The sequence below is a fragment of the Catellatospora sp. KI3 genome, assembly GCF_029948125.1.
Classification (GTDB): Bacteria; Actinomycetota; Actinomycetes; order Mycobacteriales; family Micromonosporaceae; genus Catellatospora.
Genome location: NZ_JASAMB010000001.1, coordinates 604,330 through 619,771, shown reverse-complemented (window position 1 = coordinate 619,771; position 15,442 = coordinate 604,330). Strand labels below are relative to the sequence as shown.

Annotated in this window: 14 protein-coding genes; 8 read left to right on the top strand and 6 right to left on the bottom strand. The window is 72.5% G+C overall.

Annotated elements, in window-relative coordinates; translation table 11 throughout:
• Nucleotides 1-16: 16 nt before the first annotated feature.
• On the top strand, nucleotides 17-1,243 hold the full coding sequence (locus QEZ54_RS02745; protein WP_281302820.1) for a hypothetical protein: 1,227 nt from the start codon (nucleotides 17-19) through the stop codon (nucleotides 1,241-1,243).
• Nucleotides 1,244-1,429: 186 nt separating this feature from the next.
• The gene (locus QEZ54_RS02740) at nucleotides 1,430-2,362 is read left to right on the top strand and encodes a hypothetical protein (protein WP_281302819.1); all 933 of its coding nucleotides are present in this window, start codon (nucleotides 1,430-1,432) and stop codon (nucleotides 2,360-2,362) included.
• A gap of 4 nt (nucleotides 2,363-2,366) precedes the next feature.
• On the opposite strand, the gene QEZ54_RS02735 is transcribed toward QEZ54_RS02740, so the two are convergent.
• Nucleotides 2,367-3,722 (bottom strand): DUF2254 domain-containing protein, encoded by a 1,356-nt coding sequence (locus tag QEZ54_RS02735; protein ID WP_281302818.1) that lies wholly within the window; start codon nucleotides 3,720-3,722, stop codon nucleotides 2,367-2,369.
• A 142-nt stretch (nucleotides 3,723-3,864) separates the two neighbouring features.
• Between QEZ54_RS02735 and QEZ54_RS02730 the strand changes: the two genes are divergently transcribed.
• Together QEZ54_RS02730 and QEZ54_RS02725 are read left to right on the top strand one after the other, a co-directional pair.
• Nucleotides 3,865-5,574, top strand: coding sequence for a VanW family protein (locus QEZ54_RS02730; RefSeq protein ID WP_281302817.1), 1,710 nt, complete (start codon nucleotides 3,865-3,867; stop codon nucleotides 5,572-5,574).
• Between the two features lie 23 nt (nucleotides 5,575-5,597).
• On the top strand, nucleotides 5,598-6,053 hold the full coding sequence (locus QEZ54_RS02725) for a hypothetical protein (RefSeq protein ID WP_281302816.1): 456 nt from the start codon (nucleotides 5,598-5,600) through the stop codon (nucleotides 6,051-6,053).
• Between the two features lie 89 nt (nucleotides 6,054-6,142).
• On the opposite strand, the gene QEZ54_RS02720 is transcribed toward QEZ54_RS02725, so the two are convergent.
• Entirely contained in the window at nucleotides 6,143-7,093 is a 951-nt protein-coding gene (locus tag QEZ54_RS02720) for a GNAT family N-acetyltransferase (protein ID WP_281302815.1), read from the bottom strand.
• 138 nt (nucleotides 7,094-7,231) lie between these two features.
• On the opposite strand from QEZ54_RS02720, the gene fdxA reads away from it, so the two are divergent.
• Genes fdxA through QEZ54_RS02700 form a run of 4 tightly spaced genes read left to right on the top strand, consistent with a single transcriptional unit; the run spans nucleotide 7,232 to nucleotide 10,570 of the window.
• Entirely contained in the window at nucleotides 7,232-7,558 is a 327-nt protein-coding gene (fdxA, locus tag QEZ54_RS02715; protein WP_212833726.1) for a ferredoxin, read from the top strand.
• The gene (dapC, locus tag QEZ54_RS02710; RefSeq protein ID WP_281303034.1) at nucleotides 7,555-8,658 is read left to right on the top strand and encodes a succinyldiaminopimelate transaminase; all 1,104 of its coding nucleotides are present in this window, start codon (nucleotides 7,555-7,557) and stop codon (nucleotides 8,656-8,658) included. Before fdxA ends, dapC begins: the two co-directional genes overlap by 4 nt.
• Nucleotides 8,659-8,692: 34 nt before the next feature.
• On the top strand, nucleotides 8,693-10,033 hold the full coding sequence (locus QEZ54_RS02705) for an AAA family ATPase (RefSeq protein WP_281302814.1): 1,341 nt from the start codon (nucleotides 8,693-8,695) through the stop codon (nucleotides 10,031-10,033).
• A gap of 6 nt (nucleotides 10,034-10,039) precedes the next feature.
• The gene (locus QEZ54_RS02700; protein ID WP_281302813.1) at nucleotides 10,040-10,570 is read left to right on the top strand and encodes a hypothetical protein; all 531 of its coding nucleotides are present in this window, start codon (nucleotides 10,040-10,042) and stop codon (nucleotides 10,568-10,570) included.
• 145 nt (nucleotides 10,571-10,715) lie between these two features.
• Here QEZ54_RS02700 and QEZ54_RS02695 read toward each other — a convergent pair whose 3' ends face one another.
• The 4 genes from QEZ54_RS02695 to QEZ54_RS02680 form a co-directional block, all read right to left on the bottom strand.
• Nucleotides 10,716-11,993 (bottom strand): AAA family ATPase, encoded by a 1,278-nt coding sequence (locus QEZ54_RS02695; protein WP_281302812.1) that lies wholly within the window; start codon nucleotides 11,991-11,993, stop codon nucleotides 10,716-10,718.
• Nucleotides 11,986-13,407, bottom strand: a complete 1,422-nt coding sequence (locus tag QEZ54_RS02690; RefSeq protein ID WP_281302811.1) for a hypothetical protein — start codon at nucleotides 13,405-13,407, stop codon at nucleotides 11,986-11,988. Before QEZ54_RS02690 ends, QEZ54_RS02695 begins: the two co-directional genes overlap by 8 nt.
• A 91-nt stretch (nucleotides 13,408-13,498) precedes the next feature.
• Entirely contained in the window at nucleotides 13,499-14,425 is a 927-nt protein-coding gene (locus QEZ54_RS02685) for a hypothetical protein (protein ID WP_281302810.1), read from the bottom strand.
• Nucleotides 14,426-14,493: 68 nt separating this feature from the next.
• Nucleotides 14,494-15,432: a DapH/DapD/GlmU-related protein gene (locus QEZ54_RS02680; RefSeq protein WP_281302809.1), complete on the bottom strand. Its 939-nt coding sequence runs from the start codon at nucleotides 15,430-15,432 to the stop codon at nucleotides 14,494-14,496.
• Between the last annotated feature and the right edge of the window lie 10 nt (nucleotides 15,433-15,442).

Below are 15,442 nucleotides of genomic sequence, written 5' to 3'. Positions count from 1 at the left end.
GGCTATACAGGATGGTATGCGTACCAGCTCCCGATATCGACCCCTGCTCGGCGCGCTCGCCGCCGCCGGTGCCGCGCTGGCGTTTCCGGTGCTGCTCGGCGGACCGGCCCGGGGCGTCGCCGCGCCCCTGCCGGGCACGCTGCTGCAGGTGCGCACCCCGGTGCCCAACGTGCCGTCCGACCTGGTCGAGCTCGACCCGCAGACCGGTGCCGTACGGCCGGTGGCCGACCTCGACTACTCGGTCAACGCCATCGGCTGGGACGCCGCGCAGCGGCTGCTCTACGGGGTGGCCACGCGCCGGTTCTCGGCGCCGCTCGGCGGCGGCGGGCACCTGGTCTCCATCACCCGAACGGGTGCCGTGACCGACCACGGCCCGGTGGGCGGGCGCCCGCCCGGCTCGACCACCCCGATCTCCCACGCGTACGGCGGCACCGCGGCCGACGGCCTGCTCTACCTGCAGGCTGACGACCGCCTGCTAATCCTCGACATCGGACCGTCCCGCCCGACCTTCGGGCACGTGCTGCGCGACCTGCCCCTGTCGGTGCCGTCCTATCTCGGCGACTGGGCGCTGAACCCGGCCGACGGCCTGCTCTACGGCGTCGACTCCAGCACCGGCGGGCCGCCCGTGCTGGTCCGGGTGGACCCGGACACCGGCGCGACCACCCGCCGGGCGCTGGGCGGCGGCCCGCGTCCGGGCGGCACCTACGGCACCTCGGCCGTGATCGGCGGCGACCTGTACACGGTCAACAACGGCGACGGCCGGATCACCACCCAGTACCGGATCGACCTGGGCAGCGCGACGGCGGTGCAGCTGGCCACCGACTCCCCGCTGAGCAGCACCGACGGAGCCTGGGTCGCCGCACCGCCCAGCCCGTCGCCGTCCCCCAGCCCCTCGCCGAGTCCGCCGCCTTCGCCGAGCCCGAGCCCGAGCCCGAGTGTCAGTCCGAGTCCGAGCCCGTCGCCCAGCCGCAGTCCGTCGCCGAGCCCGAGTCCGCGGCCGCTGCTGCCCAGCCCGATCGTGCCGCCGCCACCGGTGCTGCCCGCGCCGGTGGTGCCGCCGCCGTCGTCGCAGCCGCGGCCGACGCCGCCCAGCCCCCGGCCGCGCCCGCGGCACACGCCGGCGGCCGTGGTGAGTTCGGAGCACCGGCGGGACCCGGTCAAGACCGGCCGTGACACGGTGACCGTGCTGATCCTGGGCCTGTCCGGCGGGCGGCTGCTGCTGCGGCGCTTCTCCCGGAGGTGAGGTCGCCCGGTCGGGCGCATGTCACGTTACCGACACCACACTCGACCGTCGGCGGCGATGAACATGCTGGTCAGCGCGGTGGGCGCCGACGGTGCGGGCAAGCCCGCACCGTACGGGCCATGGACACTGACCGGACGTCTGCCCAGGATGTCCTGGTCATTTGTCAACGGCCGGGAGAGGGCGACGATGAGGTTCACGGGTCAGCAGTGGCGGCGGCACGCGGCGGTGGGAGCCGTCGGGGTGCTGAGCGTGCTCACCCTCGCCGGGTACGCGAGGGAGGCCGGTCCGGCCCCGCTGTCCGTGCCCGCGGCCAACGCCGTCGAGGCGGGCCTGGTCGCGACGTACGAGCGGATCAACGGCACGGTGGCGCAGCACGAGGCCGTCGAGGTGCTCACGTACCAGGCGTACCAGCAGCCGATCAAGGACTGCATGGCCAAGGAGCGCTTCGGGTACACGCCGCCGCCGTTCGTGAAGGCCGGCAGCGACCGCACGCTGCTGCCGTTCGAGGTCTCGGCGGTGGTCGAGCCGGGTGCGGAGAAGCTGCTCACCAGCGTCGCGGCGTCGGTCGAGGCGGCCACGGCGCAGGAGGAGTACAGCAACCCCGGCTTCGACCGGCTGCCGCCCGAGCAGCGCCAGCAGTACTCCGACCAGCTCGTGTACTGCGAGCCGCCGGCGGAGTCGTACGAGGGCAGGTTCGTGCCCGAGGCGAGCCTGCAGCTGGACGCGCAGTTCCTGGAGCTGCTGCGCCGCGTCGGCGACGACCCGGCCGTGCAGTCGGCGATGCTCGGCTACGGCAGCTGCATGGCCAGGCAGGGGATCGAGGCCAACGACCTGGGCGAGCTCTACGCCGCGGTGCGCGAGAAGTTCAACGACCGGGGTGTGCCGGTGAGCCCGAAGACGCACCCGGGGCCGTGGCAGCAGGCGATCGCGTTCCAGGACAAGGCGGTGGCCGCCGACCGGACCTGCCGCACGCCGGTGTGGCAGCTGGCGATGGCCGGTGCCCGCGACGAGCTGGCCGACTTCACCGAGGCGCACGAGGCCGACCTGAACGCGCTGGGCGCTAAGTGGCAGGAGATCGGTACGCAGGGCACGGCGGTCAAGGCCAAGCTGCCCTTGTGAGGTCTCAGCCGGCCGCGATCGCCTCGATCGCGGCCAGCTCCTCCGGCAGCGGTCCGGCGCGGCGTACGGCGGCGACCGTGAGCGCCAGCTGCTGGTCCAGCGCGGCCACGGTGGCGGCCCGGTCCGGGGTCAGCGGTCCGCGCGCCGGGTCGGTGCAGGCGGTGCGCAGCATGCGCATGCTGCGCACCAGCGGCACCACCACGCTCGGGTGCGGTGCCGCGTAGGTGCGCAGCTGGTGGAAGGCGTGCTCGACGTAGTCGGCATGGCCCAGCTCGTGCGGCGTGAGCAGCGTGCGCCCCTGCCCGTCGCGTACGGCGCGGGCGGGCGTCTCGGCCAGCATGAGCGGTCGCAGCACCGACGCCATGCGCAGGATCACCTCGATCGCGGTGGTGGGGTCGTTGACCGCCGCCGACAGCGCCCGCAGCCCGATGTCGGAGAGCTGGCGCAGCCCGAAGTCGATGTCCTGCTGCATGGTCCGGGCCACCCCGACGATGACCGCGTCGCAGACCAGCCGGGCCGAGGTCGCCGGGTCGGCGGGGGCGGGCCAGATGGTGACCATGGGCGTGCCCGCCACCAGGTACGCCCCCACGCGCGTGTCCAGCCGCACCACCGAGCCGGGCGGCGCGGCCGCGACCAGGGCCCGTCGGCTGAGCTGCTGCACCCAGCCGTCGTGGACCGCCGGCACGGCCAGCCCCGGCCCCAGCGCGGCGACGTCCGGCGGCTCCACCGGCTCACCCACCTTGACGCCGATGCGGGGGCCGTAGGGCAGCTCGGCGATCAGGGAGGTGGTCTCGCGGGCGACGCGTTCCATGATCCGGCCGACGTACTGCTGGCGGCTGATGCGGTCCAGGTAGACGACGATGGCGAGCACCGAGGCGAGGGTCAGCAGCAGAGCGCAGCCGACGGTCAGCGTGGGCGCCACGGTGGCGCTGGTGTCGACGCGCGCCAGGGCCAGCACGCAGAAGGCGAACGTGCTGAGCAGCAGGCCCACCAGGACCTGGCCGGGCCGGTCGCGCCAGAAGCCGCGCAGCACCCGGGGTGAGAACTGCCCGCTGGCGAGCTGGAGCGACACCACCAGCAGCGAGAAGACCACTCCAGCTGTGGTGATCATCGCACCGGCGATGATGCCCAGCAGCGTCACGGCCACGTCCGGGGTGAAGGTGACCCACTCGCTGAGCAGGCCGACGTGGTGGGCGTCGATGTGCCCGAGCACCATGGCCAGCGCGACCGAGGCGGCCAGCATCAGGCCGGGTATGAACAGCAGGCTCTCGGCCAGCCGGTCGCGCAGCGCCCTGCTGCGCAGCCGCCGTACATGCGGCGCTACCCGATGTTCGAGCTCAGAACCGGCAGAATCCCCCATATCGACCTATTTTCTCGAATGTGGGCGAGCTTCGTATATCGCGTTACCCTAGACCGCCGGAGGCCCCGCAGGGGGCGCGTCTCGGCGCGTCGAGCAGCGGGTTCTCCGCAAGAGGCCCCACCAACGATGATGAGGTTCGTCTGTGTTCTCCACCCCCGGCAAGTCCTGGCGACGCTGGCTGATCGCAGGTACGACCACCGCCGTCGCACTGGCGCTGGTCGCCGCTTTCGCTGGCTACGCCCTCGGTAGCGAGGTCCCGCGCAACGTGCGCGTGCTCGGGGTCGCCATCGGCGACCGCGACCGCGCCGAGGCCGCCGACGCGCTGCGCGACGGGCTCGCCGCCCGCGCCGACCAGCTCGCCGCCCCGCTGACCGTGCACGTCGGCGACCAGACCGCCACGGTGCAGCCGCAGGACGTCGGCCTGGGCGTGGACGTGGACGCCACGGTGGCCGCCGCGGCCGACGCCGCGCACAACCCGTGGGACGCGCTCACCTCCACCTTCGGCACCACCGACGTGGCGCCGGTGGTCACCGTCGACGCCGCCCGCCTGGCGGCCGCGCTGCAGCCGGTCGCGGCCAAGGCCAGCGGCGCCGCGATGACGCTGCCCGGGGTGGTCTTCGACGGCCGTACACCCAAGGCGGTCTACCCGAAGCCCGGCCGCGCTCTGGACGCGGCCCGCGCCGCCGACGCCGTGCGCGACGGCTGGCTCAAGGGTGAGGTGACCGTGCCGCTGGTCGACAAGACTCCGGCCAGCAGCGCCGCCGACGTGGACGCGATGATCGCCGAGGTCGCCGAGCCCGCCGTGGCCGCGCCGGTGACCGTGGACACGCCGCAGGGCAGGCTGAGCCTGTCCACCCGGGTCATCGCGTCGAGCCTGGTCATCGGCTCGGACGCGGACGGGAAGCTGACCGTCAAGGTCGACGAGAAGAAGCTGCGCAGCGGCTGGAAGTCGACCCTGGACAGGGTCGAGACGCAGCCGAAGAACGCCGCGATCGACGGCAAGAACGGCAAGGCGCAGGTCATCGCCAGCACCGGCGGCACCTTGGTCGACACGGCCAAGCTCGCCGCCGACCTGGTGCCGGTGCTCAAGCAGGCCGGCGCGCGCACCGTGACCGCGCAGATCAACGAGGTCGCGGCCGCGACCACCGCCAAGGACCTGGCCAAGCTGGGCATCCGCGAGCAGGTGTCGTCGTTCACCACGTACTTCACCGGCGGGCTGGAGAGCCCGCGCAGCAAGAACATCATCCAGATCGCCAAGGAGGTCGACGGCGCGATCGTGAAGCCGGGCGAGACCTTCTCCCTCAACGGCCACACCGGCCCGCGCGGCTACGCCGAGGGCTACCACGACGCCCCGATCATCATGGACGGCAAGCTGATCCCGGGCGTGGGCGGCGGCGCGTCGCAGTTCACCACCACGATCTTCAACGCCTCGTACTACGCGGGCCTGAAGGACGTGGAGCACAAGCCGCACTCGTTCTACTTCACCCGCTACCCGGCGGTCATCGAGTCGACCATCATGTACCCGTCGCTGGACCTGCGCTTCACCAACGACACCCCGTACGGCGTGCTGATCGACACCTCGTACACCGCGGACTCGATCACGGTGAGCATGTGGTCCACCAAGGTCTACGACAGCATCACCACGAAGTACGACCCGAAGCGCGACATCACCGAGCCGAAGAAGATGTCACTTCCGGCCGGTCCGACCTGCATTGCTACTCAGGGTAGTCAGGGCTTCACTCAGGACGCCTGGCGCATCTTCCGCAAGGACGGTAAAGAACTCAAGCGGGAGAAGTTCACCTGGCGGTATGACGCTGAGCCACAATACGTGTGCGATGCCAAACCGCAGTGATGATGTGCGCTGAGGAGGATGCCATGAAGGAGCGGTGGCTGCCGGTCGGAGTGATCGCGGCGGTGCTGTTCGCAGTCAACCTGGTGGCCCGCTGGGTCGCCAAGGGCATCACGGACGCCGACAGGCAGTCCGTGGCCGGACTGGTGGCGCTCGGCGTGATCGGCCTGGTCTTCCTGGTGATGGCGGTCTACTGGGGACGGGTCCGGCCGCAGGCCCGGGTCGTCGCCGACCTGGCCGCCGCGGGTGGCGTCGCCTGCCTGCTCAGCATCCTGGTCGGGCCGCTGCTCGCGGGCGAGGGCCCGTTCGCGCACGGGGCCGGGGCGTTCTTCAACCAGATCTGGCTCTACGCCGGGGTGTTCATCATCGGTACCGGGCTCGGCCTGGTCGGCCTGATGGCGTTCAACGCCGACCACCGGGCCCGCCAGTTGAAGGCGTTCGCGCAGCAGCAGCACAGCAAGGCCCGCCCGCGCCGCGCGTAGGCCGTACCGGTCACGGTTCGTCCGAGCGCCGGAGGACACCACGGTGTCCTCCGGCGCTCGCCGTCGCGGCGGCGAAGCAGAGCCCGTGGTCAGGGGAGTCGGTAGCGGGTGTAGACGTGGTGGCTGGTGAAGCCGAGACCCGCGTACAGCGCCAGCGCGCCCGTGTTGGGCGAGTTGACCTGGAGGAACGCGTCGGTGGCGCCCTGAGCGGCGGCCCAGCGGGCCAGGACGCCCATCGAGGCGGCGGCCAGCCCGCGGCGCCGGGCGGCAGGCGCCGTCTCCACGCCGAAGACGCCGAGCCAGCGGCCCGCGCCGGTGACCGTGCCCCGGGCCCGCGCCAGTAGCTCGCCGGCCTCGTCGAAGTGCTGGGCGAAGACCACGCCGGGCACGGCGGTCAGCACGTGCCGGGCCGCGTCCGGCAGCGGCCCGAGGCTGCCGGCGATCATGGCCAGCAGCTGCTCCGAGGGGGTATCGGACAGCGCGAACTGCGCCCCGTCCGGGGTCGCCGCGATCAGCTCGTCCAGCGGGCAGGTCTGCACCTGCACGGTGCACTCGGCGTGCCAGCCGCGCGCCAGCAGCTCCCGCTCGACCGACGAGGCCAGCGGCAGCGGCACGTCCACCTGCGGCGGCAGGCCCAGATCGCGGTAGAAGCCGACCACCGCGTCGACCGCCCGGGGCAGGGGCAGGCCGGGGTCGCCCACCGGCAGCGCGGAGTTCGCCCGTCCCGTGTACCCCTCGGCGGCCCGCAGCCACCAGTCGCCCAGCTGCCGCCGTACCGGTGCGGGCCATGCCTCGGCGGCGGCCAGCTCGAGCGCGGCGACCTCCCGGGCGGTCGGGCCGCGCCGGGCCGGGACCACCTTCGCGCGGTGCACCTGTGCCAGCGGCATCACGACCACACCTTGGGACGTGCGGACGGACAGTTCCGTCTCGCTGAGTGCGGTGAGTTCGCCCAGTACATCGGTGAACTGTGGGCGTTCGTCGCGGAAACCGACGAATCTGCGTACCACCACGCGGGACCCGAGATCGCGCTTAGCCAACACTGACTACCTACCTCCCACCCCCGGATACTAGGCTTGCGCTTGGCCGCGTAGAGCGGCGGAGCGTGCACGTCCCACGGATCGGAGTGTGAGGTCCGGGGGCGGGTGCGGTCCGTGGAGAAGTGCGTGGAAGGACGATCAGTGACCTACATCATCGCCGAGCCGTGCGTCGATGTGCTCGACAAGGCCTGCATCGAGGAGTGCCCCGTCGACTGCATCTACGAGGGCAACCGGATGCTCTACATCCACCCGGACGAGTGCGTCGACTGCGGCGCCTGCGAGCCGGTCTGCCCCGTCGAGGCGATCTTCTACGAGGACGATGTGCCGGAGCAGTGGCGCGACTACGTGACGGCCAACTACGAGTTCTTCAACGAGCTCGGCTCGCCGGGCGGCGCCTCCAAGATCGGCAAGATCACCGCTGACGCGACGTTCGTCGCGGGACTGCCGCCGAAGGAAGGCGAGCACTGAGCACCGGCGCCACGGGTTCCGGCCGGCGGAGGGTCTCCGCCGGCCTGCCCGACTTTCCGTGGGACCTGCTGGAGCCGTCCAAGCGGCGCGCCGCGGCCCACCCCGACGGCATCGTCGACCTCTCCATCGGCACCCCGGTCGACCCGGTGCCCGCGCTCATCCGCACGGCGCTGGCCGAGGCGTCTGACTCGCCCGGCTACCCGCTGACCGCGGGCACGCCCGAGCTGCGGCAGGAGATCGCCGCCTGGACCGCGCGCGCCTGCCGCGCCGAACCCGGCTTCGCCGTACTGCCCTCGATCGGCTCGAAGGAGCTGGTCGGCTGGCTGCCCACGCTGCTCGGGCTGGGCCCCGACGACACCGTGGTCATCCCCGAGATCTGCTACCCGACCTACGAGGTCGGGGTGCGGCTGGCCGGAGCGCGCGTGCTGCGCGCCGACACCCCGCCCGCCGGGGAGCGACCCGCCCTGATCTGGATCAACTCGCCCGGCAACCCGCACGGCCGGGTCGCCTCCGCCGGCGAGATGCGCGCCTGGATCGGGTATGCCCGCGAGACCGGCGCGGTGCTCGCCAGCGACGAGTGCTACCTCACCCTGCCGTGGACCGCGCAGCCCGAATCGGTGCTGTCGCTGTGCGGCGGGGACTACGCCGGGGTGCTCGCGGTGCATTCGCTGTCCAAGCGCTCCAACCTGGCCGGATACCGCGCCGGGTTCGTGGCGGGCGACCCTGGGCTGGTCGGCGAGCTGCTGGCCGTACGCAAGCACGCCGGCATGATCATGCCCGCCCCGGTGCAGGCGGCGATGATCGCGGCGCTGGCCGACGAGTCCCACGCCGACGAGCAGCGCCTGCGGTACGCGGCCCGCCGCGAGCTGCTGCTGCCCGCGCTGCAGGGCGCCGGGTTCACGGTCGACCACTCCGAGGCCGGGCTGTACCTGTGGGTGACCCGGGGCGAGGCCTGCTGGGACACCACCGACTGGTTCGCCGACCGCGGCATCCTCGTCGCCCCCGGCGAGATCTACGGCCCCAAGGGCGCGCGGCACGTCCGCGTCGCCCTGACCGCCACCGACGAACGCGTGCGTACGGTGGTCGCCCGCCTGTCCTGAGTCTGGCGCTCTAATCAGTGGACGGAGGCGTCGCATGCACATCTCTCGGGTCGAGGTGTCGGACATTCGTGGCTTCAGTGGTGAGCGTGCTGTCGATCTGACGTTCGCCGCGCGTGGCGACGGGAGTCGTGCCGGCTGGACCGTCATCGCCGGGCGCAACGGTTCCGGCAAGACCTCGCTGCTGCGGGCCATGGCACTCGCGTTGACCGGACCTTCGACAGCGCGAACGCTGGTACCGGACTTCCGGCACTGGATCTCGCGGGGCCGGGATATCGGCTGGGTCGATTTGGATCTAGCGGTACCGACCTCGTCCGGCACGGCTGCGGAGAACGGGAACGGGGCCCCGGCGGGATCCGATTCCAAGATCGCTGTTGGTCTCGGCTGGCGTCGGCTCGGCGAAGAGGGGGCGGAGCGCCAGCCGGCCCTCATGCATGCAGTGACCGGTATGCGGGCTGACATCTGGGAAGACGAGCAGGGAGTTCCGTTCTGTGCGGCCTACGGTCCGTTCCGGCGGCTGACCGGCGGAGCTACTGATGCGCAACGGCTCACCGCGAGCCCTGGTGCAGCTCGGGCGGCAACTCTTTTCCACGAGGATGCGTCGCTGGCTGAAGGCGTGACCTGGCTGGTGGAGCAGCATTTGAGATCACTCGAGCATCGGCCAGGCGCCGCAGAGTTGAAAGACCTGGTTCTGGCTGTGCTCGGGGACGGTCTACTGCCGGACGGCTACCGGATACACCACGTCGACTCCGAAGGGCTGTGGGTAAGCCACGGCGGTCATCCATATCCCCTCCGGGAGATGAGTGATGGGTATCGCACCGTGGCGGCGCTGACCGTTGACATCATCCGCCAGATCCACATGGCCTTCGGCGGCGTGCCAAGCGCGCTCGAACAGGGTCGAACCGTGGTCACGGCCCCTGGCGTAGTGATCATCGACGAAGTCGACGCGCATCTGCACGTTTCCTGGCAGCAGCGCATTGGCGTGTGGCTCAAGCAGCACTTTCCGGGCATCCAGTTCATCGTCACCTCGCACAGCCCATACATCTGCCAGGCGGCAGACCCAGGCGGCCTGATCCGCCTGCCGGGCCCTGACGAGCAGGAACCGCCGCGGGTGGTCGACCAGGATCTCTACGAGCGGATCGTCTACGGCACGGGTGACGACGCGGTCATGTCGGAGTTGTTCGGCCTGGACCAGCCGTACTCGGAGAAGGCGGCTCGTATGCGTCGTGAACTCGCGGACCTGGAGATTCGGGTCCTTGCGGGTGATGCGAGTCAGGATGAGATCGCGCGCTATACCCGGTTGCAGGAGCAGCTGACCAGCTCACCCGCCTCGGCGGCTCGGGACGCGGCGCGGCGGTTCAGCAAGAACAGGGTGTGACGGCCGGTGATCCGGATCATCCGACCGCCGCTCTCGGTGGAGCTGGACGTACGCACGAAGCAGCTCAACGGTGAGATCGGTGCCGCCGCCGATCGGGTGCGGCACGCCAGAAGTCTGTGGCGCCGTGCTCAACCCCGCCAGAGCCTGCGTGATCTGCTGATCGATCCGACGGTGGACGATCCTTCCGACCATCTGGCCCTGGCGCTGTCGGTGGGGGAGTACCGGCCGCGCACCGACAAGGGGCAGCACACGATCGTCGTACTACGCCTGAACCGGGCGGTGCTGGTGGATGGACGTCAGCAGGCACGACGGGTGATCGAGCTGGCGCTGCCAGGGTGGCATGACGCCATGCGGCTCGGGGACCGGCGCCGGATGAACGAGTGCCTGCTGACGATCAGAATGCAGCCGTTCGCCGAGGTGATCACCGCGATGCTGCTCGCGGCCGTGCAGCCGGGCGCGGAGGTGGTGTTCCGCCACGATCGGCGACTGCACCGCATCCTGTTGGAGCCCCGCCTGCGCGCTTCCCTCCTGAACTGACGATCATCACGACATCCGCCCGGGACGGTGCTGCAATTTCGGGGAAAGTGCAGGTATCCGGGCCAAGATTCGCGCAGTTTCCCCGAAAGTGCAGTGATCTTGCGCCGGGGCGCGCGGCGCGTGGGGTGCGGCGGCGCGGGCGGGATCAGACGCGGAACGGGGCGAGGCGGTCGAGGAAGACGCGGTTGGCTTCCCAGCCGTCCACCTGGGGCGGATCCGTGCCGAGCCAGACCGGTTCGGCGGCGGGGTAGGCGTGGAGCTGGTCGGTGATCCCGGCGCGGGTCACCACGACGCAGGCCTGCCGGTGCCGGGACGCGAGCACGCACAGCCGCCCGGCCTCCAGGTGGAACGCACTGGCGTCGCGGCGGCCGCTGAGCGGATGCCAGGCCAGCACGACCTCGTACTGCCGGCCCTGCAGCCGGTTGGCGGTGTCCACGGTCACCCCGGTCACGCCGAGCCGCTGCAGCGCGGCCTCCACCTGTGCCTTCTGGTCCCGGTGCACCACCCCTACGGCGATGTCGGCGCTGGTCAGCGGCCGCCCGCCGGATGGGTCCACGGTGGACGCGTCGGCGGTGACGAGCTGGTGGGTCAGGTCGGCGAGCACGGAGACCAGCGCCGGGTCGGTACGCGGCACGTGCGCGGCGGGCAGTTCCAGCAGCGCCCAGCCGGTCTCGGCCGCCTGGGACAGCGCCGGATGGGCCAGCGTGTGCAGGTCGAGCCGCCGGTCCTGCGCGTCGGCGCCGGCGCGGAACGGTCGGGTGTAGAACGCGTCGGAGATGACCGGGGCGGTGTGCGGGGCCAGCCGCCAGCTCACCGGCAGCGGGATGACCGGGGTGTCCGGGTGGTGGCGCAGCACCGTGCCCGCCGCGGTGTCCAGCGGCCAGGTGGCCAGCGAGCGCACCGAGTGCTCGTCGGCGACGGTGAACGGGGCGAGCTGCCCCGGGTCCCCGACGAGCAGCAGCCGGTCGAACAGGTGCCCGACCCGGACCAGGGCGGCGGCCGACATCTGGTACGACTCGTCGATGATCCCCAGCGGCCACACCCGGTCGTCGGCCTTGACGTAGGCCCACTTCGCGGCCGTCCCGACGATGACGTCGCAGCCGCCCAGCTCGCCGAGCTTCGTCCCGGTCCGCACCCGGTCGCGGGGCCAGCGCGGCGGCGGCGCCCACTCGGTGCCGTGCAGGCGGCCGGTGCGCAGCCCGGCGGCGGCCAGTGCGATCACCAGGTCGTCGGCCTGGTCGTTGGTCTGCACCACCACCGGCACGTGCTCACCGGCGGCGACCAGCCGCTTGGTCAGTTCGCGGACCAGCGTCGACTTGCCCGCGCCGGGCGGGGAGTCGACGACGACGGCGCGGTCGGTGCCGCGTACCCGGTCCCAGACCTGCTCGATGGCGGCCTCGTGCCGCCGTGCGGCCTCACTCACCGGTGTCCCCGGCCGGTTCGGCGTCCCCGGCCGGTGCGGCGAGCCGCGTCGGGCGGGCGGGCCAGGGCAGCTCCTCGGGCAGGTTGTCGGGGAAGTACTGCTGCGGCCCGAACGGCGCCAGCACCACCTCGGCGTCGCACTCGGGCAGCAGGTTGAACTTCGGCCTGGTCACGGCGCCGCTGGTGACCATCAGCTCGACGGTGTCCACCGTGGACGCGCGTACGGTCAGACCGACCTTGCCCAGCCACAGCTCGGTGCCCGCGGGCCGGTCGAACCCCTGGGTGCGCAGCCACAGCAGCGGCCGCAGCAGCGCGGAGCCCCGGGCGCTGGTCGCGGTGTGCTCCAGGTCCCGCTTGATCACCGTGCCCGCGACGGCCTCGCCGGTGGCCAGCCAGCGCGCCATCACCAGCGGATCGTCCAGCGCCATCTGCCGCTCCAGGGCCACGGTCCGGGTCTCCAGCTCGTGCAGGAACCGGAACGCGGGCACGTCGGACAGGCGGCCGCCGAAGCGGATCGTGCCGGCGGTGACCCGCTCCCGGTGCCGGGTCCAGGACCAGCGGTCGGACTCCCAGCGCTGGGCGGTGTGGCCGCCGGGCGGCAGCAGCGCGACCAGGTCCAGCGCGGTCCAGGTGTCGCGCCAGGCCTGGTCCAGCACCTCGGCCGCGGCCAGCTTCAGCCGGCGTACGTCGCCGAGCTGCTTGGCCCGCTCCAGCGCCGGGCGCAGCGTCATCAGGTCCCATTCGGGGTCGCTGGCCGGCCCGGCGGGCGGGCGCTGCTCGGCGGCGGCCGCGGCGGTCCAGGCGTCCTGGCCGGCGGGCGGTTCGACCCAGGCGAGCAGGCGGCCCAGGTGGCCGTCCTCGGTGGGCAGCTGGCCGGTGCGCCAGTGCGTGGCCAGCAGGTCGGTGGCGGTGAGCACGGCACTGGAGCCGGGCAGGTGGCGCCGGGAGGCGAACCAGCCCAGGTGCGCCCCGGCGGTCTGCAGCACCGGGTCTACGTCGAGGGTGCGCAGGTACTGGCCGAGCAGGTCGAGCCAGTGTGCGGTGGCCTCGTTCGGCACCACCAGCTGCGGGGCGTCGGTGCAGCAGTGGTCGACGTCGAGGTCGCGGCCGTTGCCGACGCGGACCACCGGCTCGGTCTCGGTGTAGCGGCTCACGTAGGTGGCCAGGTCGCGGGCGAGCGCTCCGAGCGCGGCGAAGCGCTGGTCGCGGTCGCGCGGCTCGGCGACGACGAGCAGCTTCGGCTGGCCGCGGAACGACCCGTACCGGATCGCGACCGGCGCGGACGGTTCACCGGCCAGGTGGTATCCGACCAGCACCCACGGCCGCTGGGACAGGTGCCGGTGCGCCCGCGACGCGGCCGGCACGGCCCGGCGCCGCTGCAGCGCCAGCAGCCGCTGGTAGACGTCGAGGCTCACGCCCCACCCACCCCGCTCCGCGAGGAAAGGAAGGGCCCCTTCTTATCGCAATGCGTGGTGGAAGGGCCCCTTCTTAACGTCGATGGGTGGATCATGAGGGCTCTTGGGAGCGGGTTTTGGCTTGGGTGTAGGCGAGGGCGGCGCGGGAGAGTTCGGTGGCGATGGCGTGCTCGGTCTCGTCGCCGGGGACGCGGTCGCCGTGGGCCAGGGCCAGGGCGTCGGCCGCCAGGCCGACCGGGCCGCACAGGTTGGCCACGGTGGCTCCGGCGCGGGCGGCGGCGCCGGACTGCTCGGCGTCGCCCCGGCAGTACGGGTACACCGCGCAGCTCGGGCATCCGTCGCCGAACCGGGCGGGCACCCGGCCCAGCGCGCCGACCAGCTCGGGTCCTTCGAGGGCGGCGGAGATGCGGTCGGTGCCGGCGTTCAGCCGGTCGAGCACCCAGCGCAGCCGCCGCAGCTGCGGCGCCACGTCCAGCGTGGTGCCGACCGGGTTGAGGCCGAAGTTGCGCGGCAGCACCAGCAGGCAGGCGCTGCTGACCTGGTCCGGCTCGTCGGCGGCCTGGCGCAGCGCGGCCACGGTGACGGCCAGCTCCCGGGCCGTGCCCGCGACCTTGGTCGGGTCTGCCTGGCCGTCCAGGCACGCGTACGACCTGGTCTCGATCGGGTGCAGCCGCGTCCCGTCCCCGACCAGCAGCACCCGGTCCACGGTGAGGTCGGTGTCGCCCAGGCGCAGCTTCGGCGCCCGCCACGACCACAGCCCGGCCCCGCTGGGCAGCTCGTCGGTCTCGACCACGGCCTCAGCCCGCACACCCAGGTGCCGCGCGGCGAGCTCGGGCAGCCGGGCCAGGGCGAGCTGCGCGAACGTGCCGTCCCGCTCGCGCGCGTACGGGCTCTGCCCGCCCTCGGCCGCCCCGACCGCGGCGGCGAGCACGGCGGGCTCGATCCCGGAGACGTCCACGGCCAGCCTGCGACGGCAGCCGGGCGCGTCGAGCAGCCCCGCTATCCGTCTCGGGTCCACGTGGACGCCTCCAGTCCGAAAATCGTCGCCCGCGGTACCCGGCGAGCATGTCGCAGTGCCTGGCTAGGTCAGTCGTTGGCGTGCAGGGCGGCGTTGAGCACGATGCCCGTGCCGGTGCGCGGCCGGGCCTCGATCGCCCCGGTCACCGAGTTGCGCAGGAACAGCACGTTCGACGCGCCCGACAGGGTCAACGCCTTGACGACCTCGCCGGTCTCGACGAGCAGCACCTTGCTTCCGGCGGTCACGTAGCAGCCCGCCTCGACGACGCAGTCGTCGCCCAGCGAGATGCCGATGCCCGCGTTCGCGCCGACCAGGCTGCGCTGGCCGACCGAGATGACCTCCTTGCCGCCACCGGACAGGGTACCCATGATCGAGGCGCCCGCGCCGATGTCGGCGCCCTCGCCGACCACGACCCCGGCCGAGATGCTGCCCTCGACCATGGAGGTGCCCAGCGTGCCGGCGTTGAAGTTGACGAAGCCCTTCTGCATGACGGTGGTGCCCGCCGACAGGTGCGCGCCGAGGCGGACCCGGTCGGCGTCGGCGATGCGCACCCCGGCGGGCACGACGTAGTCGGTCATGCGCGGGAACTTGTCCACGCCGTACACGGCCAGGTGCCGGCCCGCGGCGCGCTCGATGAGGCGTAGCTCGTCGACGCGCTCGGGCGGGCAGACCCCAGCCGAGGTCCAGGCGTTGTTGGGCAGCAGGCCGAAGACGCCGTCCAGGTTGGCCTGGTGCGGCCGGATGATCCGGTGCGACAGCAGGTGCAGGCGCAGGTAGGCGTCGGCGGTGTCGGCGGGCGCGTCGGCCAGTGACGCGATCGACACGGTGACCGGGACCACGCGCAGGCCGGGCAGGGCCGGCTCGGCGGCCTTGAGGTCCGGGGCGGACGCGGTCGGGGTGCCCAGGCCGAGCTGACCGGCGGGGAACCACACTTCGAGGGTCTGCTCGCCGCTGACGGTGGCGAGGCCGAAGCCCCAGGCGGGCTGGTCGAGACGTGTGCTGCTCACGGTGCCCTAG